General features: G+C 43.9%; 13 protein-coding genes and 1 tRNA gene. 3 read left to right on the forward strand and 11 right to left on the reverse strand.

The window, feature by feature from the left end:
* Positions 1-5: 5 nt before the first annotated feature.
* A complete protein-coding gene (locus tag ENI34_09225) occupies positions 6-2,606 on the reverse strand; it encodes a TonB-dependent receptor (GenBank protein HEC79299.1) in 2,601 nt (866 codons plus the stop codon).
* Between the two features lie 56 nt (positions 2,607-2,662).
* The gene (locus tag ENI34_09230; GenBank protein ID HEC79300.1) at positions 2,663-3,343 is read right to left on the reverse strand and encodes a T9SS C-terminal target domain-containing protein; all 681 of its coding nucleotides are present in this window, start codon (positions 3,341-3,343) and stop codon (positions 2,663-2,665) included.
* A 223-nt stretch (positions 3,344-3,566) separates the two neighbouring features.
* Here ENI34_09230 and ENI34_09235 point away from each other — a divergent pair, with 223 nt between their 5' ends.
* Positions 3,567-4,442 carry a radical SAM protein gene (locus tag ENI34_09235; protein HEC79301.1) on the forward strand — a complete coding sequence of 292 codons (876 nt, stop codon included), beginning with the start codon at positions 3,567-3,569 and terminating at the stop codon, positions 4,440-4,442.
* Between the two features lie 4 nt (positions 4,443-4,446).
* Here the strand turns inward: ENI34_09235 and ENI34_09240 are convergent, their stop codons facing one another.
* The 4 genes from ENI34_09240 to ENI34_09255 form a co-directional block, all read right to left on the reverse strand.
* Entirely contained in the window at positions 4,447-5,376 is a 930-nt protein-coding gene (locus tag ENI34_09240; protein ID HEC79302.1) for a hypothetical protein, read from the reverse strand.
* A gap of 161 nt (positions 5,377-5,537) precedes the next feature.
* Positions 5,538-6,884 carry a hypothetical protein gene (locus ENI34_09245; GenBank protein ID HEC79303.1) on the reverse strand — a complete coding sequence of 449 codons (1,347 nt, stop codon included), beginning with the start codon at positions 6,882-6,884 and terminating at the stop codon, positions 5,538-5,540.
* Between the two features lie 46 nt (positions 6,885-6,930).
* Entirely contained in the window at positions 6,931-7,128 is a 198-nt protein-coding gene (locus ENI34_09250) for a hypothetical protein (GenBank protein ID HEC79304.1), read from the reverse strand.
* Positions 7,129-7,224: 96 nt separating this feature from the next.
* Positions 7,225-10,620: a hypothetical protein gene (locus tag ENI34_09255; GenBank protein ID HEC79305.1), complete on the reverse strand. Its 3,396-nt coding sequence runs from the start codon at positions 10,618-10,620 to the stop codon at positions 7,225-7,227.
* A 259-nt stretch (positions 10,621-10,879) separates the two neighbouring features.
* Between ENI34_09255 and ENI34_09260 the strand changes: the two genes are divergently transcribed.
* Positions 10,880-10,953, forward strand: a tRNA-Arg gene (locus tag ENI34_09260).
* 17 nt (positions 10,954-10,970) lie between these two features.
* Here ENI34_09260 and ENI34_09265 read toward each other — a convergent pair.
* Genes ENI34_09265 through ENI34_09285 form a run of 5 tightly spaced genes read right to left on the reverse strand, consistent with a single transcriptional unit; the run spans position 10,971 to position 17,384 of the window.
* The gene (locus ENI34_09265) at positions 10,971-14,030 is read right to left on the reverse strand and encodes an efflux RND transporter permease subunit (protein HEC79306.1); all 3,060 of its coding nucleotides are present in this window, start codon (positions 14,028-14,030) and stop codon (positions 10,971-10,973) included.
* Positions 14,030-14,914, reverse strand: a complete 885-nt coding sequence (locus ENI34_09270; GenBank protein ID HEC79307.1) for an efflux RND transporter periplasmic adaptor subunit — start codon at positions 14,912-14,914, stop codon at positions 14,030-14,032. Before ENI34_09270 ends, ENI34_09265 begins: the two co-directional genes overlap by 1 nt.
* Positions 14,915-16,186 (reverse strand): TolC family protein, encoded by a 1,272-nt coding sequence (locus ENI34_09275; GenBank protein ID HEC79308.1) that lies wholly within the window; start codon positions 16,184-16,186, stop codon positions 14,915-14,917. It abuts the gene before it with no gap.
* Between the two features lie 18 nt (positions 16,187-16,204).
* Positions 16,205-16,792, reverse strand: coding sequence for a hypothetical protein (locus ENI34_09280; protein ID HEC79309.1), 588 nt, complete (start codon positions 16,790-16,792; stop codon positions 16,205-16,207).
* Position 16,793: 1 nt separating this feature from the next.
* Positions 16,794-17,384: a TetR/AcrR family transcriptional regulator gene (locus ENI34_09285; GenBank protein HEC79310.1), complete on the reverse strand. Its 591-nt coding sequence runs from the start codon at positions 17,382-17,384 to the stop codon at positions 16,794-16,796.
* A 176-nt stretch (positions 17,385-17,560) separates the two neighbouring features.
* On the opposite strand from ENI34_09285, the gene ENI34_09290 reads away from it, so the two are divergent.
* Positions 17,561-18,193 carry a Crp/Fnr family transcriptional regulator gene (locus tag ENI34_09290; GenBank protein ID HEC79311.1) on the forward strand — a complete coding sequence of 211 codons (633 nt, stop codon included), beginning with the start codon at positions 17,561-17,563 and terminating at the stop codon, positions 18,191-18,193.
* Positions 18,194-18,196: the final 3 nt, after the last annotated feature.

An 18,196-nucleotide genomic window follows, 5' to 3' on the forward strand; every position in this document is an offset into this window, starting at 1 on the left:
CTCCTTTATTGTAATTTTATTCTCATCCCCGCCTTAACGGCACGACGGGGACCGACATAAGAAGGATTCATTATGTAGTCCTTTGAACCCATAAGCCCGCCTTCTGACTCGCCTGAATCCCATGGTTCACCACTTCTTGGATAGACATAAAGAGGATTTTTATGATCTGTCAGATTCGTCCCTTTCACAAAAAATTCCAACACAGTTCCGCCTATTTTGAACCCCTGATATGCAATGGCGTCAAACGAATATTCCCATCCCATCCTTGCTGAATTCTGTTCGACAACAACACCTTCGCTGATATACGGAGTATACGGCAAACCACTGGCAGCGGTGACATTGAAACTCAATCCCCCTCCTTGTCCGAAGAGAATTTTAAGATTACTCGACAAGGTGTGTCGGCGGTCAAAATCAAGGAAATATTCTTTCAATCTTTCCGGCATCCCGGTGTATACATCATAAAATCCCTGCATTGCAAAAGAATGATTCCCCCGTGCCACCTGATAGGTATAATTGAAACTGAAACCGAAGTGTGAAACGACCTTCCGATTTATCGTAACATCAATACCCTGAACACTGCCGAAATCATCATTTGTATATATGATGTAATCGTAAGGGAAACTTCTCACCTCGGTGGTGGCAAGTAAATTTTTGATATCTTTGAGGAAGAGTGTAATATCAACACCGTAGATCTGCTGAATCGCATATTTAATTCCAACTTCATATGCCGTGGTCCGTTGCGGTTCGATACGTGGATTACCGACCAATCCATAACGAGGTATACTTTCGGGGTGGGCGATGTAGTTACCGTTAAAATACATTATCTCATAAGGAGGCATCTGGAAGAAATACCCATAGGCAAAATGCAACATCGCATTATCCGTAATCGGATGGGACAAGCCGAAGCGCGGGGACAATTGATATTTAGGTTCCACCTCTGTGGACGGAGATGTGGGGTCTTCAATGTCCTCCCACATAACCGTCTTCGGGAAGCAGTAATCAAAACGTAAACCTAAATTCGCCACTAAAGAACGATGTTCGATTTTATCCTGCAGGAAAACCGCACCATCCATAGGAGTTCGTTGATAATTTTGATAAACCACCGCCCCTCTCGTAAAAAGTTGCTCACGTTTATCAAGAAAAAAATCATGGTGATTATGTTCGATCCCCCATTTCAGGTTGTGCACTCTGGCGAAATGAAGAGTGAAATCCATTTTAACGACATACTGCTTCGTCGTTGCGAATTGTCTGTATATCGGATATCCGGAAACATAGAATTCAGAATAGTTGTCATATACCGGTTCAATAATGGTATCATCACTTAGACCGGGCACCGCTGTTTCGACGCTGTCTACAAGGTATCCGACACGGAGGTTGTAGAAAAACGAACCAGCGGGGGCATGGTTGATTCCGACGATCGCCCGCAAATTCTTCCTGGTGGTTACAAGATAGTTTTCATAGATATATTTATAACGATGACTATAATTCTGTGTCTCTTCATTTACATATTGTCCGTCAATGAAAAGCTTAAGATTCCCGCCGAATTTCCTGGTTAATTTACCGTTCAGAGAATAAGAAGATTCGTAGCCGAACGGCAGATACGATTCCTCATTTGAATAGTTGCCGCTGAAGGAAAACTTTAAACGCCGGTCAAAGGGAATCGGCCCCATAACCGCGGCGTTTATCTCTCCAAGAAACGGAGCATCTAAATATTGAGGGTTATACTCGGAGATGTCCGATGAATCCCGATGGGCGTCATATGCGGTGCTGTCAAGGCTGTTCATCCAATCTTTTTTTCTGTATGGTGATGGATTGAGCATGAAAGAAGTATATTCAAGATAAGTAGAAATCCTCTCCCCGCCTTCCGGGGTTACGATGTTAACTACACCACTCATCACATTACCGTATTCGGCATTAAAGGTGCCTGACAGGAGCGACATTTCAGAAATAATATTCTTATCAAAAATCGGACTGCTTCCCAGCAGTGGATTCGACACCTCAATACCGTCGATGTAATAAGCGAGCTCCCCGCTTCGTCCCCCACGTATATGAAGTTCACCGGCGCCGTCGGTCGTCACTCCTCCTTGAAGTACAATCACCTCCAGTGGTTTTTCAACGGGCAAGATATCCATTTCACTGCGTGTTATCCGTGCCTCTTTGGAAGTCATATCGACCTCAATAATCGGACGCTCCGCGACAACGACAACTGGATTCTCCATCTCAATCACAGTGGTCTGTAATTCGAAATTCAACAAGGTGGTTCTATCCGTGTAGACCTGAACCTGCTGTTTAATCTCAGCTCGATATCCAATCATCGAAGCTTCAACCTCATAGGTACCCGGCGGAACATTCAGGATGAAATAATAACCGTTTTCATCAGTGGCACCTCCGATCCCCAGGTCAGGAATAAAGACATCAACACCGACAAGGGGTTCATTGGTTTCAGCATCCTTTACTGTTCCACTTATTTTACCTACGGTACCTCCGAAAAGAAAAAGCGGTAATAAGATAAAAATTATTTTGTTCATAATGCTCCTTTGATCTTTGATATTAATAAAACCGACACCACAAAGGTGCACGAACGGCCTTTGTATTCTGCAACACATTTTGTTTATTTTATAGGATTTCGTTATTTTTATGTTACCGAATAAAGCCAACCAGATTATCTTATAAGAACAACTTTCTCGGTTAACCTGTAATTCTCTCCTGATATCCGCACAAAATAAACACCAGCTGGAACCGATCGACCTTTTTCATCTGTGCCATCCCATGGTATGATCGTTTTCTCGGAAAAACAGGCATCTGTTAATCTTTTGACTGTCCGGCCGTTACTGCTGAGAATTTCCAGTTTAAAAGTCGACGTCTGCACTCCATCACCCAAATTATAAAACGGCTGAATCTTGATCTCGGTTCTGTTTTGAAAAGGATTCGGTTGAACCATCAACTTGAAAGTCTCATTGGAAAAACAACAATCAGTCTCTGCTGCGCCGACTACGACCGTCCCCTCTTCATTTACCGCTGTCCAGCCGCTGTGGAACAAAGTCTGTCCGCCGATTACATAAAGTTTGCCGCCGACCACTCCGATCCCGAATGTGCTCACTGCTGCGGGCAGTGAAGTACTGGATATCCAGGTATCAGCGGTCGCATCATAGACTTCCAGACTGTCTATCTCTCCATTGGTATCTTCGCCACCGACGACATAGACTTTTTCTCCAACCGTAGCCACGCCCAAGAAGCTCCGCGGCGTGGGCATAGCCGCTTTTGTTTGCCAGTTAATGCCGAACAACATTGAAGACGACAAACAGCTCAATAAAAATATCATAACAATTCTTTTATTCATCATCACCTCCGTTATCCATGCACCTCAACCTAAAACAGCCTTTTTCTTCTGCTATAAGAATAATCCAATCATGTTATTTCTGTGTTATGTGATACCTGGTATTCAAGCTCAAATCTTACATCTGCAATATTCTTCTTTTCAGACTGATTGACATCAGGAAAACATTGGCTATAATGAATGGTCGTGAAGTTTCTTGATCGATAAACTTAAAGAAAATGATGAAACTATGCGTTATTACGGTACTGTAATCAGACCGCCGAGCGAGGCGGCGAGTTATCTTCTGCAGATAACCTACGGGTGTTCACATAATAAATGCACCTTCTGCCCTACTTATCTTGACAAACCATTTAAAGTCCGTCCCCAGCATGAAGTATTTGAAGACATTCAAGAAGCGCAACGTTTGATGCCCGACACCCGCCGGGTATTTCTCTGCGACGGCAATGCAATGGTGCTGAATACCGAATATCTTACGAACGTTTTGAAAGCTCTTGAAACGGCTTTTCCCGCGCTGCAGAGGGTGGGTATATATGCAAACGCACACGATATCCTCCGTAAATCCATCAAAGAACTACGCACCCTCGTCGCGCATCGTCTCACGATAATCTACATCGGCCTTGAAAGCGGCAGTGATAAAGTTCTGAAAAAGGTCTGTAAAGGCGCAACCGCCCGGGAGATAATCCAGGCCGTTCAAAAAGCACAGCAAGCAGGATTCAAGGTTTCTGTCATCGCTCTGCTCGGCCTTGGTGGAACTGATTTATGGAAAGAACACGCTGTATCAACAGGCAGAGCGATCAGCGAGATGAATCCCCGCTACTTTTCTCTCCTTACCCTGATGCTCGTTCCAGGTACGATTCTTTACGAACAGCAACAAAAAGGGGATTTCATTCTACCCGATCCTCTTACCATGTTAAAGGAAATGCGCGTGATCATCGAACATACTGAGATGAAAAGAGGTTGTATTTTCCGCAGCAACCACGCATCAAACTATCTACCACTGGCAGGCACCTTGCCTAAAGACAAAACACGCCTGCTTGAAACAATCGATCTTGCCCTTAAATCGGGTACGCAGTCATTACGGCCTGAGTATTTGAGGGGATTATAAGAAATCAAAAAGAACGGTAAACCGACGTTCCGTCGATGAATACCGGAATGTAACGTTTATCCCTGAATTGGTAGTAAAAAGAAACAAAGAGATTGATGAACTTGTTCAAATCTTCATCTTTTTCCACAAAATCATCCTGAAGATAAATTAAAGTGGCGGCGATTATTATTTTATTCGTGAAGGCTTCAGCAGAATCCAGTTTCCCTTCTTCACTCAATTTGATAAGTTTGTTGATACTCTCAAGGACGATCTGAAACTGGTCTTTATATTTAGTGGAAAGCGGTTTTTTGACCACAGCTTTACTTACGCGCATAATTGCATCTGTTATTGCACTCTCGAAAAACTTATACTCTCGGTTAATCACGGCTGCATCCTCTGAAGAAACATCATACGGCTGCCAATCGACATTAAAAACCCGGTTTGTTCCATATAAACCGTAAACACTTGCCAGAAAGGCGACGTATTGATTCAAACCTTCAGACAACTCAGGTTCCAGAAACCCTTGGAGCCATTTTAGAATCAAGGCGATGCAGACACGCATCTTGACCTTATCTATTGAAGTCTGTTTGTCTCTTTTTAACTTCTGAAAGATGACCGTGAGTTCTGTCTTATCAAGCACTACATTCTTCCCTAATTTTTTTTCAAAATACCCGGTGAGATTTCTTAATCTGAAGTATCTGGTTTTATGGTCACATTCACTGTAAACATGATTGACAAAATCCTGCATAAGTTTTTTATCGATTTTTATCACTTTTTGTGATCGGGGTGAACTGGAAAGAAACTTAAGATAAGCGACAAAATTTTCGATGTCACGCTGCGTTATGTGTTGTTCAATAAGAAATCTGGTTTTTTCATATAGGATATCGATTATTCTTTCTGCGGAAATTTCTTTCAGCGTATATTTGAGGATCCTTGCTAAATTTCTGAGATGCATTCTTAAGTAATATATTACTTAAAAAATCACCGAGGTCAAGCTTTTTATGACGGGGTCAGATCTCGAAACTTGACAACTTATCGATTCTTTTCATACAGGGAGCCGAAACGAAATTCGGGGAATTTGTCAAGTTTCGAGATCTGACCCCATGTGCCTTCTAACTACCGGACTTTAACGATCTTCTGTTTAACCCCATCATCCGTCTCGATAAAGTAAATACCCGGCTCAATTAAACTCGGATTCACCTCCCGCCCGGAAATATCGAACACCCTGCATCTCTTTCCTCGCGGTAATCGCAACGGTCCGCTGATGACAGTAGCCCCGTGGAAAAATGTCGGCTTCTTTGAAATCTCTTCTTCGACCCCCACATCTGGCTCAGTCTTGATGAGCCACATATCACCAAGGCCTGCGCCATAACTATAGGTTATTCCTGCGATGACATACCCGCTGTCCGCAGTCGGTGCCACGGAATAACCATAGTCACCACTGCTACCGCCAATGGTCATAGACCAGATCAAATCTCCCTGGGTGTCGGTCTTGATAAGCCACACATCACCACTGCCTGCACCGAAACTCTCGGTACTACCGCCAATAATGTAACCACCGTCGGTAGCCAGTATTATTGAATAACCATAATCATCACTACCACCACCAAAGATCTTGGACCAGACCTGATTTCCATTACCATCGGTCTTAAGCAACCAGGCGTTCTTTCCGGAGTAAAGAGAAGTGCGAACCCCGGTGATGATGTACCCGCCGTCTGAAGTCTGTTGAACTGATCTACCTTCATCAAAGAAACTGAGACCAAAGGTCTTGGTCCAAAATGCATTTCCCTGGCCATCAGTACTGATGAGCCATAAATCCCCATTGCCTGCACCATAACTGTGGGTTTCGCCGGTGATGACATACCCACCGCTGGTGGTCTGTATTACTGAATAACCACTCTCACTATTGTCACCGCCGAAAGTTCTATGCCAAAGCATATTTCCCTGTGCATCGGTCTTGATGAGCCAGAGATCAGAAGAACTACTGTAACTTTCAGTTGTTCCTGTAATGATATACCCGCCGTCCGCAGTCTGTGCCACAGAATAGCCATAGTCATAGCCGTAGGCGCCAAAGGTCTTGGACCAGATCAAATTCCCCTGTGCATCGGTCTTGATGAGCCAGAGATCACTTTCATCCACACTATAACTGCGGGTTCCACCGGTGATAACATATCCGCTGTCAGAGGTCTGTATCACTGAATAAGCATAGTCACTGCTGTCACCGCCGAATGTTCTGGACCAAACCTGATTTCCCTGTGCGTCGGTCTTGAGCAACCAGACGTCAAAAGCACCAGCGCCGTAACTGCTGGTATATCCGGCAATAATATATCCGCCGTCAGCGGTCAAGGCAACCGAACAGGCGCAGTCATTACTGCTTCCTCCAAAGGGTCTGGTCCAGGCTGTGTCCGGTGCCTGGGCAGATACGAACACCGCCAGTATCAACAACCCTATTATGTAACGCATAAATACCTCCTTTCTTTGTTATCCTGTTCCGGCTTCAAACCCCCTCCTATTTCAGTTTTCTTACAATATCCTGGAAGCGAAAGCCACAGGAATAACAGTATTCGGCAAACGCAACCATTATCGATGCACCGCAATTCGGGCATGCTGAGATTAACTTTATCCCGCAATAAGGACAGATATTATCTCCTCTCTTTCCGAGATAATTGCATTTAGGACAGATCTTTCTTAAGTTCTTCTTCATCATAAAATTATAATCGTGGGCGTTAAAAAACCGTTAAAAAGAATGATTTACTTTAACTAAATGGAACTTAAAGACTTTTCCGTGATGTCTTAATACAGTTTATTCTTCATTGGTGATTCTTTTATAGAGATTGAAGGTCTCAGCAGCAGGAACGGTGTTTAATTCTTCTTTCAAACTTTTCTCCAGACGATGGAACTGTCTTATCGCACCGGTTCGGTTTCCCTGGTTATATAAAGCCTCCATCATAATCCGACAGGCTTGTTCATCATTCGCATCAAAAGAAAGAAGTCGGCGTGCAAAAGAGATTGCCTTCTGCCACTCAATCCGTTCCATACACCTCATCGCCAGCCAGAATAAAATTTCTCTCATTCTTTCTTTCAACTCAAACTGTTTGTCAACAAGGGAACGGGTGTAAAATTCCGGTAAAAAATCTCCACGGTATAATGCAACCGCTTTATGCGCACGGTCTTCTGCAAGGTGAAGCTTCCCGTGCCGCTTGAAATTCCGCCACTCTTTAACAAGCGATTCAAACTCCCAGAAGTCCACTTTCAGCAGTTCACGGTTGAGAGAAAGAAAAGGGCCCTTTTGAATAACGATATTGCCGCCGATGACTTTGTTAAGCCGGGCGAGAATAACCCGAAAATTCGCCTGTGATTTCTTTTTTGCCATATCCGACCAGAGATATGAAATCAAAATTTCCCTGGTGATGCCACCGGTTCGGGGCTGGACTAATAACAAAGCCAGCAGTTCCTGTGCTTTTCTGGATTGCCATTCATTTCTGGTGATCTCTTCCAAATCACCGGCTTTTTTTACGGATAAACCACCAAAGGTGGTTATCTCAACAGAATTTATTCGAAATTCCTTTAGACGCTCATGAATGAGGTGGACGGCATTGTTGAATTTTTTTACTCTAACTTGTTTATAGAGTTCAGAAATTCTCGGTGTTGCGCGCATTTCAAAAAGAAGTTCTAAACCCTGTAAAAATATCGCCTCACCGCGAGTACCGCCGATTGCAAGTCCGAACCTCACAAATATATCAGTAAGCAGTAATACTTCACCGTTTGCGGACAGAATCTCTTTTGCTTTTTCAAAAAGTTTCAATGCCTCACTGCGACGTCCTTTTTTCAAAAGAACCTGTGCCTTCTGCGCCAAGGCCCTTGCGAACCGTGGATTGAAATGGTGTTTCTCCGCAAATGTCAGTGATTTATTGACGAATTTCAACGCGTGATCTATTTCATTTTTCTTTAAATAAATCATACTTTTGTATATCAACATATCACAGCGAGAATTTATCTCAAGTTTCTCCCCATCTATCTGCTTCAAGGCTGTTTCCGCTCTCTCAACATCATTCAATTCTAAATACAGCCGTGCAAAACTCAACCGGGCGGTTAAGTCAAGTCTTTGATTGCCTATCCTCTTTGCCTTACTCTCTGCTTTTTCAAAAAATTCTTTAGCCCGCTGGTATTCGCCTTTAACCAAAAAACAGTAACCCATATAAAGCAAATCAACACCAACAAGCTGTTCCTTTTGCAGCAATTTTGCTCTCTTTAAAGATTCATAAAATCTAATCAATGCCGAATCCACTTTCCCCATCCTCATTTCGACAAGTCCCAGTTGAGAGTAAGAATCACCGAGATAAAAAAGGAGATGGTAATCCTCCGCAATCTTTTTCGCCTGCAGCATAAAATCAAACGCTTTATTTAAATCTCCCTTTGACATGGAGATCGACCCGAGATACAAAAACACCTTATACCGCGCCTCGGGCGCCTTATCCTGAGGTATTTCTACAGCCAACCTTTTGGCTTCATCCTCTGCTTCCTTTAGCAGACCTTTTCTCATCAACAACAGACAATGTTCCGCCAGCAAAGTCCAGTAAAGTCTGTCATTTTTCTTCACCAATGTTATCGCTTTATTTATATCTTCCTCTGCCTTTGACAGATCCTGAAGCGACAGCCTCTTATGAAAGAGCAGTCGGTAATGTATTCCGGCGTCTTTTCTTAAATTATTAACTTCGAGTTCCAGCGCGTTTTTTTCAATATCATCGACCTGGAGGGTGCTTTTTCCTGAGAACCAGAAAAGTTGATTTGATAAAGATTTGATTTTCAGTTTTATCTTATCGGCCATCTCTTTTTTATCCGCTATTCTTTGCGCAACATTCAAGTATCGTTGTGCAGATAAATATTGATAGTCATCGAACAGTCTTCTGGCTGTATTGAATAGATAAACGGCGAGCCTTTCTGTTTCTTCAGCAGGTTTTATGTCTTTTATAAGATGAAAGGCTATTTCCTCGCTGCTTGCTCTATTTTTTTTCAGAATACGGGCAAGCCTTCTGTGCAGTCTGCGTCGTTGATCAGAATTCATCTTATTATAAAACAGGCTTCGGATCAGAGGATGGGTGAATTGTTTGGCATTACCGGAATCTTCTATCAAGCCTGATGCGGAGAGGACATTTAGAGACCTCAGGAATTGCTTGTCGGACAGTGAATTCAATAGTTTACGAAGTATTGGAAGTTCAAATATTTCACCGATTACTGCCGCACCCCGAAGGAATTTCAATTCTGAATCGGATAATCTATAAATACGATAACCTATTATACTCTCCACTGTCTCAGGAACAGGAAAGCTTTCATAATCTGTTTCGACGAACCAACGATCTTTGGTTTCATCATAGAATATTATGTTCTGACGAACGAATGTCTTAACAATCTCTTTTATGAACAAAGGATTACCCCGCGTGACACTGAAAAGCCAGTGTGTAAAAGAACCGGCGAAGGTGCTTCCGAACATTTGATTCAGGATGGTCATTATTTCTCCCCCCGAAAGGCCAGGAAGATCAAGGTAAGAAATCAGATGTTCATTATTCAATTCATCTATGAATATTTTCAGAAGTTGATTATTATTTTGAGTAGTCATTGTTGCGACTATCAATATGGACTTACCGACCATCCTTCTTATAATGTATTTCAGTAACCCGGTTGATTCATCGCCCATCCACTGGATATCGTCCAGAAGCAGAATCAGTGGTTTGGAATTGGATAAATTATCAAAAAATGTTTGAAAAGAATAAAAGAACAGACGATTATCAATGGGGTGTTCCAGAGATTGTATCTCTAATGGATAATACCTTTTCAATTCAGGAATGAGATGAATAAAATAGGGGGCGATCTCTGGATTCAAAAACTTTACAAACCACCATCGGCGGTTTTCCACTTTGAGTAGATGGTCTTTAACCATCTGAATAAACGGTGAAAAAGGTTTTGTTTCATCCTTCAACACCCTGCCGTATAGAATGTGAATATTGGAAGCATCAACTTCATCAATAAATCGTTCAAGAAAGGAAGTTTTTCCGACACCGACTTCACCGCGGACAAGGATAAATCGACCGTTATAGTTTAACGTCTCTTCCAGGTGACTCTTTAACCATTTCAGTTCTTTTTTTCTTCCGACGAACGGTTCATCGACACCTGTGGTTCTAAATAAAAATTCTTTCTTCATAAATCAACGATTGTCAGGGAAATACTTACTTCCAGAGGAGAAAGCAGCTACCCTTCTTAAATTTTTCTGAAGAACAATCTTATAGATTATAAAGAAGCAGCAGTGATAGTCAAGGGCTTATAGGGGTCAGATCTCGAAACTTGACAAATTATCACTTCTCATTATAATAACTTCGTGGTCAAACCATTGAAAACAGGATTCCGATGTTTTTCACCACAACAAGATGAGGGAGTTGTCAAGTTTCGAGATCTGACCCCATGCGCCTGTAGCTCAATCGGATAGAGCGACGGACTTCGAATCCGTAGGCTGGGGGTTCAATTCCCTCCAGGCGCGTTTCTGCAACTCAATTTTTATTTCTCTTGCCGCTCAAAGAGCGTGTAGAGGACCGGAATAAAGACCAGCGTTAAAAAGGTTGAAAGGACAAGACCGCCGATAACCGACCGCGCCATCGGTGCGCGCAGTTCATTACCCGCACCCATTGCCAGTGCCATTGGAATAAGCCCAAATGTCGTGGTGAATGCGGTCATAAGAATCGGCCTGAGCCGCACCCGACCGGCCTCGACCACCGCCTTAACCAGCGGCATTCCATGCTCCCGTCGCAACTGGTTTGTGTAAGTGATATAAACAATCGCATTATTCACCACAATACCACCGAGCAACAACACTCCCATCAGACTCTGCATATTAATCGTGGTGCCGGTGAAGAAGAGCATCCAGAGTACTCCGATAATCGCCAGGGGAATTGTAAATATTATTATAAACGGCTCTTTGAAAGACTCGAACTGTCCGACCATTATCATATAAACGAGCACAAAAGCGAGAAGGATGACAAGCCCGAGGTCGCGGAATGTCGACTGCATCTCTTCAAAACCGCCGCTCAGCTCGATCTGGAAATCAGCCGGTTTTTCAATACTGTTAATTATTTTCTGAACATCACGGCCCACACTTCCAGGGTCACGGCCCTCAACATCACCGCTGATCGTCACCACCCGATAATTGTCTTCGTGTTCGATCTCCACGGGGCCTACTGCAATTGTATCTTTTATAAAGTTCTTGATCGGCACCTCACCGACCGGCGTTGTTATGGTCATCATCTGTATTTTCTTCAAGTCATCCCGATATCTTTTGTCGAATTGTATCTTTATGTCGTACTCCTCACCCTGCTGGCGGAATTGACTGGCGACCACTCCCTCAATGCGCGCCCGTATCGCACTGCCGATCTGATACGGAGTCAAACCAAAGTTCGCCGCTTTCTGACGGTCGATTATCAGTCTGAATTCAGGTTTTCCTTCTTTTAAGTTTGATTCAAGATTGACCAACCCCTTCACAGATTTCAACCTTTCCATCAGAGTATCAGACAACAACTTCGCCTCAGCACGGTCATAACCGAAGATCTTGATGATGATGGGTTTACCGCCGAACATCTGCTGAAATTCATTCTGTGCAAAGCTCACTTTCAAACCGGGGATGTTGCTGATCTTGGGCCGCAGGTCCCGCTGGATATCTTTGATCGAACGTTTACGCTTTTCCCGATAAACAAGTTCCAGCCAGATCTGGGCGGCGTGGGGACCGGGATTACTGGCGAAAAGGCTTGTAAATCCGCCTTCTCCACTGCCGATCGAGGTCGAAAGAATCTCCAGTTCAGGTACTTCTTTGAAAATAATTTGTTCAAGTTTACGCACGGCACTATCAGTGACCCAGAGATTCATTCCCACCGGCATTTCAGCCTTTATTATGATCTCACCCCGATCGGTCTCAGGACTCAATTCTGTACCGATAAATGGAATAAGCACTAAACTGATAAGAAATACACTGATCGTTCCAAAGATAACAGTCTTACGGTGACCGAGCGCCCACTGGATAATACGTGCATAGAGATTTTCTATCCTCTCATAGAATCCGCGAACGCGCGTACTGAAACCTTTTTTCTGTTTTTTAATATCGATCGTTCCGAAACGGACCGAGAGCATGGGGATGATGGTTAAGGCGACGATAAGAGAAGAACCCAGGGCAAAAGTCACGGTCAAGGCAAGGGGTTTAAAAAAGACTGAAGCGAATCCTTTAACCAGAAGCAACGGCAAAAAGACCGCAACCGTGGTCAGGGTCGAGGCGGTGATCGCGGCACTCACTTCACGCGCCCCTTTACTCGCTGCTGTCTTGGGTTCGACGCCCTTTTCTTTCTGGCGGAAAATCGCTTCGAAAACAACGATTGCGGAATCAAGCACCATGCCGATGGCGATCGTCAATCCTCCCAGAGATATAATATTCAAACTCATCTTAAAAAGATACATAAAGAACAGGGCGAAGAAGACCGCGATCGGAATCGCCACCGCCATATAGATCGTCGAACGGAAGTTCGCCAGAAACAGAAAAAGTATGATCACGGCGAGGATTGCTCCGAGAATCAAAGTATTGGCTGTACTCTTCACCGAACGCATGATATAATCAGCCTGATTGAACATAACATCAATCTTAACACCGGGAGGCAATTCTTTTTCGATCTTTTCAAGTTCTTTCACCGCTCTGGTGCCGACATTTACTGAATTTGCATCACTCCGTTTCTGCACCATACCCCATATTGATTGAACACCATTGGTACGGGCGATCGATTTTATCTCAGCCGCCCGGGATTCAACCGTTGCAACCTGTGATAAAAGTATGGGAACCCCGTTATTGTTCCCCACCACAGTATTTCGAATTTCATCGAGGTCAGAGTACTGACCGGTCGTCCGCAGGATATAGACTTTTTTGCCGGTCTCCACACTGCCGATTGGATAATTGATATTATGTGCCTGAATCGTCCGCATAATCTGTTCCGGAGTTATACCGGTGCCTTTTAACTTCATCGGGTCAAGAACAATCTGAATCTCACGCTGGGTCCCGCCCATTGCATAAGACGCCGCGACGCCGCCGACCCGCTGGATGCGGTCCGCAATATCATTGGCGATCGCTTCGAGTTCCAGGGGATCGATATCACCCGAGATATTATACATCACCACAGGTTGCTGGGATATATCAAATTTGAAAATCAAGGGATAATCCGCGCCGTCCGGTAAATACGGTAAAACAAAACCGAGTTTATCCCTTACATCATTAGATGCTGCATCGACATCTGTGCCCCAATCAAATTGGAGGAAGATATTGGAAATATTCTCTGAGGTCTTCGAAGTTATTTTATCGAGATTATTGACCGTTCCGAGAGTCTTCTCCAGAGGTTCGGTGATCTGTGTTTCAATCTCTTCGGGTCCGGCACCCGGATAGGTCGTCAGCACGATCATCATCGGAAAAGTAATATTGGGAAAGAGATCGACCGGTAAATTCATTACGGAAATCGCCCCGAAAATAATAACTCCCAAAAACACCATTGAAACAGCAAGCGGTCTTTTTATTGAAAGATCCGTTAAATTCATCACTCACCCCTTACGATTGGTGCCACACTCTCTCCGCCCGCCAGCCGTTCCTGTCCTACAATAATAACCGCTTCACCCGGTTTGACTCCGGAGATGATTTCAACGTTCTCATCACCGACCAAACCGATCTTGACGTCCCGACGTTCTGCCTTGTCATTTGACACCACAAAGAGATAGTCATCGAGCAGGGCGTCGCGCGGCACAGCGATTACATCTTTCTTTTCGTCGAGGGTAATGGTAATCCGCGCCGTCATCCCGGGTTTCAACAGCTTTTTACTGTTCTTAACAACCGCTTTCACCGCAACGGTCCGGGTTCTGGGGTCGATCACCGGACTGATCTCTGATATCTTACCGCTGAATACATCATCAGGAAACGGATCCACCCTTATCTCCACCCTGCTTCCCTTGAAGATAGAACCTATCAGGTCTTCTGCAATGTTAAAAACCACCTTGACCGTCGAGAATTCAACAACCATCGCCACCGGTGTCTGCGGGGTCACCATGGACCCGACATTGACGAGAATTCGGGCGACATTTCCGGAAATCGGAGCTTTAATATACCCTTCTTCATAATTAAAACCGACCGTTTCGTTCCTCAACGCCATAAGGTGGGTGTTTTTGGCGACATAACTTCCTTCTTTGACATAAATTCTGGTGATCCTGCCCATGGTCTCTGGAAAGACCTGTGCTGTTTTATCGGCATTGATTGTGCCAAGGAGTTCGTAAGTGTTTTTGACATCGCCTCTCTTCACACGAACAACCTCGACCGCGATCTCCGCCACCTCCTCACTTGCCCGGGAGCCGCTCTTCAATACCGCGATTCTGATTATGAAACCGATAATTAAAACAGCAATTATTATCAATGTAATAAAAACTTTGCGCATCTATTCCTCCTTACCGATTGCTTTCTGAATCTCAGCCTTGGAGCTATAATAATCCTTCAATGCTGAGAGGTAATTTGTTCGTGCCTGCATTGCGGCAAGCTGGGCATCCATATATTCAAGATTTGTCGCAAGCCCGTTCTTGTAACGTTTTTCAATAATTTCAAATGCCTTTTCCGCCTGACTTACATTCTTTTCGGCGGTGAGGAGTGCCTCTTTTGCCGCAACAAAATTCAAATATGCTTTTTTGACTTCAAGCCTTATCGCCTTCTTCAAATTTTCCAGTGCAAGCTCAGCCTCCCGCAATTGCAACGCCGCATCTCTTTGCTGGTAGAAATTTTTAAAACCGGTGAATATCGGAACCTGGAAACCGATGTTGAATATAACATTAGAACCCCATTCGCCGCTCGTAAAACTGAATGGTTTTTTACGCTCATAGGTCGCTCCGGCGACGACCACGGGAAGATTGGAGCGACGCATAATCGCTTCGTTCAACCGTGCGATTTCCTTTACTTTCATCAAATTTTTGAGCTCTATTCGATTAAGGAGTGCTTCGTCGACCAACTCCTCAAGAACAAAATCTTCATCAACCATCTTCAGCTCTCCGGAAATAGTGAAGTCGGCTGCCAAATCCATACCCAGCAGCATCTTGAATCCCTCACGGGCGAGATTTAATCCGTGTTCGGCCTTGATGACCCGGGGTTTTAAATTTGAAACCTGAACCCGCGCCCGCAGTAGATCAAACTGCGATACCAGCCCTGCTTTATAGCGTTCTTCAACAGCCCGGGCATGGCGCTTAAGCTGAGCAAGGCTCTTTTGTGAAACCTGAACCATGTCTTCGAGCACCAGAAGACCGTAAAAAGCATCGCTCACAGCACAACGGAGTTCTTGCTTTTTACGAACCAGTTTGAGCTCGGCGATCTCTTTCCCCAGATCAGAAATCTTATAAGCATTATAAATCTTACCCCAGGCAAAGAGCACCTGCTGCAGGGAAACCTGCAGACTGTAGTTTTCATTCTGTCCCATTGGTATCGGCATACTGTCAAGCTGAAACACCGGGACATCGGTCAGATAAGCGTATCCGCCGGTTGCGGAGATGCTGGGATAAAACGCCGAGATTGCTTTATTGACACCGGTCTGTGCTCTTGCATACTCGAGCTCAAGCTGCTCGATTTCAGGATTATTCTCCAATGCATAATCAACCGCCTGAACCAAAGTGAAATGGAGGGTATCACCACCACTGATACTTATAAGCAAAATTAAAATTACTGACATTGTCGCCTCCTTATATATTCAGGGTAAAATTAATTTCAGCCCGAGACCGTTTTCCCATATCTTTTCATCCTTGTCGTAAAATCCGTATTTATAAATATCTGAGCTGGCAAGGTAATTATATCTGCTGGAAAATTCTATCCCGATGAATCTCAACGGAATCAATTGTAAGGTAAATCCGCCGATAAATCCTATATCCCTTTCCTCCATCTTCTCCCCACTGGGAAGCGTGATGACCTCATCATTCAAAAATCCCTTCCAGAGATATATCCCGATCCCGGTCTCTGCGGAAAGTCTGACCCACCTTGAATGTATAAACGGCAGGATGTCGAAACTGGTGCAGAGGGTCAGTGGAAGATATTCATAACGATACGTGCCGAAAGTCGAGGATCTCTCGAAACTCAACTTCGTCCCTCTGACCTTTAATCCCAGATGGGGAATAAAATCCCTCATTTCAAACTCACCGCTGAAAGACCACTGTGTTTCTGTCTCTTCCTCATCCTGGAAAAGCTGAAAAACGGAATAGTTCGGTCCCAAGGAAAATTGAATATGCCCACCTTCCTGAATGGCGAAAACGAGAATGAGCACATTCGTAAAAAGAGCATACATTCTACCTCCTTTGCTTTAGCCCTTCAAAAAATAACTGCAGAACGACCTCTGAGCCGAAATCGGCTTCGGGTATGATTAAATTCCCCAAAAAAACAGTCCTCATCGTAACGAGAAAATAGAACGCCGCGACATCCGGATCCACCTCACGGAATTCGCCCTGCTCAATACCTTGCTTGATGATCCGGCTGAGGCTCTTTGTCATCTCAGTCAATCTGGGAGTTATAATCTGCTTCAACTTCTTTAAAACCTTGCTCGACAGATGAATATTCTCAAATGTAAACATCGGGTGGGAAACTTTCATCTTTTCTAAATAATTGACAAAACTCTCGGAAATTCGATTCATCTTTTCGGTCGCCGAGCCCGGCTGGACCGCGATCCGGTTGAATAATGCTGTCGCATTGTTGAGGTGTTCGTTTATTGCGGCGATATATATGGATTCTTTATCATTAAAATAGAGATAAACCGTTCCCTTGGCGATATGCGCCGCCCTGGCGATATCCTCGACCGTGGTCCTGAAATACCCCTTTTTCGAAAAAATCCTCAGGGCGCACTTTATTATCTTATGCCTGACTGTTGTCTCTCTCTTCTTCATAATTTTATATATATTTTGACCATCTCACTCAAAAAAGGTTTATTCTGACTGACCAGTCAGTCAGTGTACATTATATCCGAAAACAAAAGAATGTCAAGTTAAAAATGCACCCCTGGAAATTCGCGGTTGACTTTGAGTGATTTTTCAATAAAATAGTATAGTAAAAAGGAGGTTGTATGGTCGAAGGAATGGAAAGGAAACTTAATCCTGGTGATGTTCTATTTGAAGAAGGTGATAAGGGTGATGTGATGTATCTTATTCGCGAGGGAAAAATAAAGATTACCAAAGGGAAAGGTGAGGATGAAAAAGTCCTGGCAGTGCTCAAAGAAGGTGATTTTTTCGGTGAAATGGCGATTATCGACGGTTCTCCCCGCTCAGCCTCAGCGATCGCGACGACCCCGGTCTCCCTGCTGGTCATCGACAAAGAAACCTTCAAATCAAAGATTAAAGAAAACCCTCTTATTGAATATGTACTGGAAACACTCTCGAGAAGGCTGCGCACAACCGACGAGCAGATAAGATTATTAACCATAAAAAGTGAAGAACGAAGGGTTGTGGCGTATATAATAACCAAAGCCAAGGAAATCGGGAAAAAGACCGATCAGGGCATCGAAATCAGCCCCTTCTCTTATGAGAATCTTGCTCATATTACGGGTATTGAAGAAGGAAAGATCAAGAACTATGTCGAGAATCTGGAAAAGGCAAACTTAATTACGCTTAAGGATAATGCTGTAATAATCAAAGGAATTGAAGATTTAGATGATTATCTGAGATATATCGCATTAAAGGAGAAATTCGAAAAGCCGTAATCA

The organism is candidate division WOR-3 bacterium, from assembly GCA_011052815.1.
Classification (GTDB): domain Bacteria; phylum Hydrothermota; class Tepidihabitantia; order SM23-42; family SM23-42; genus DRIG01.

What these genes read in the sequence shown, in the direction of transcription:
- ENI34_09225 (HEC79299.1), bottom strand. Translation starts at nt 2,606, where the DNA reads ATGTGTTGCAGAATACAAAGGCCGTTCGTGCACCTTTGTGGTGTCGGT.
- ENI34_09230 (HEC79300.1), bottom strand. Translation starts at nt 3,343, where the DNA reads ATGATGAATAAAAGAATTGTTATGATATTTTTATTGAGCTGTTTGTCG.
- ENI34_09235 (HEC79301.1), top strand. Translation starts at nt 3,567, where the DNA reads ATGCGTTATTACGGTACTGTAATCAGACCGCCGAGCGAGGCGGCGAGT.
- ENI34_09240 (HEC79302.1), bottom strand. Translation starts at nt 5,376, where the DNA reads ATGCATCTCAGAAATTTAGCAAGGATCCTCAAATATACGCTGAAAGAA.
- ENI34_09245 (HEC79303.1), bottom strand. Translation starts at nt 6,884, where the DNA reads ATGCGTTACATAATAGGGTTGTTGATACTGGCGGTGTTCGTATCTGCC.
- ENI34_09250 (HEC79304.1), bottom strand. Translation starts at nt 7,128, where the DNA reads ATGATGAAGAAGAACTTAAGAAAGATCTGTCCTAAATGCAATTATCTC.
- ENI34_09255 (HEC79305.1), bottom strand. Translation starts at nt 10,620, where the DNA reads ATGAAGAAAGAATTTTTATTTAGAACCACAGGTGTCGATGAACCGTTC.
- ENI34_09265 (HEC79306.1), bottom strand. Translation starts at nt 14,030, where the DNA reads ATGAATTTAACGGATCTTTCAATAAAAAGACCGCTTGCTGTTTCAATG.
- ENI34_09270 (HEC79307.1), bottom strand. Translation starts at nt 14,914, where the DNA reads ATGCGCAAAGTTTTTATTACATTGATAATAATTGCTGTTTTAATTATC.
- ENI34_09275 (HEC79308.1), bottom strand. Translation starts at nt 16,186, where the DNA reads ATGTCAGTAATTTTAATTTTGCTTATAAGTATCAGTGGTGGTGATACC.
- ENI34_09280 (HEC79309.1), bottom strand. Translation starts at nt 16,792, where the DNA reads ATGTATGCTCTTTTTACGAATGTGCTCATTCTCGTTTTCGCCATTCAG.
- ENI34_09285 (HEC79310.1), bottom strand. Translation starts at nt 17,384, where the DNA reads ATGAAGAAGAGAGAGACAACAGTCAGGCATAAGATAATAAAGTGCGCC.
- ENI34_09290 (HEC79311.1), top strand. Translation starts at nt 17,561, where the DNA reads ATGGTCGAAGGAATGGAAAGGAAACTTAATCCTGGTGATGTTCTATTT.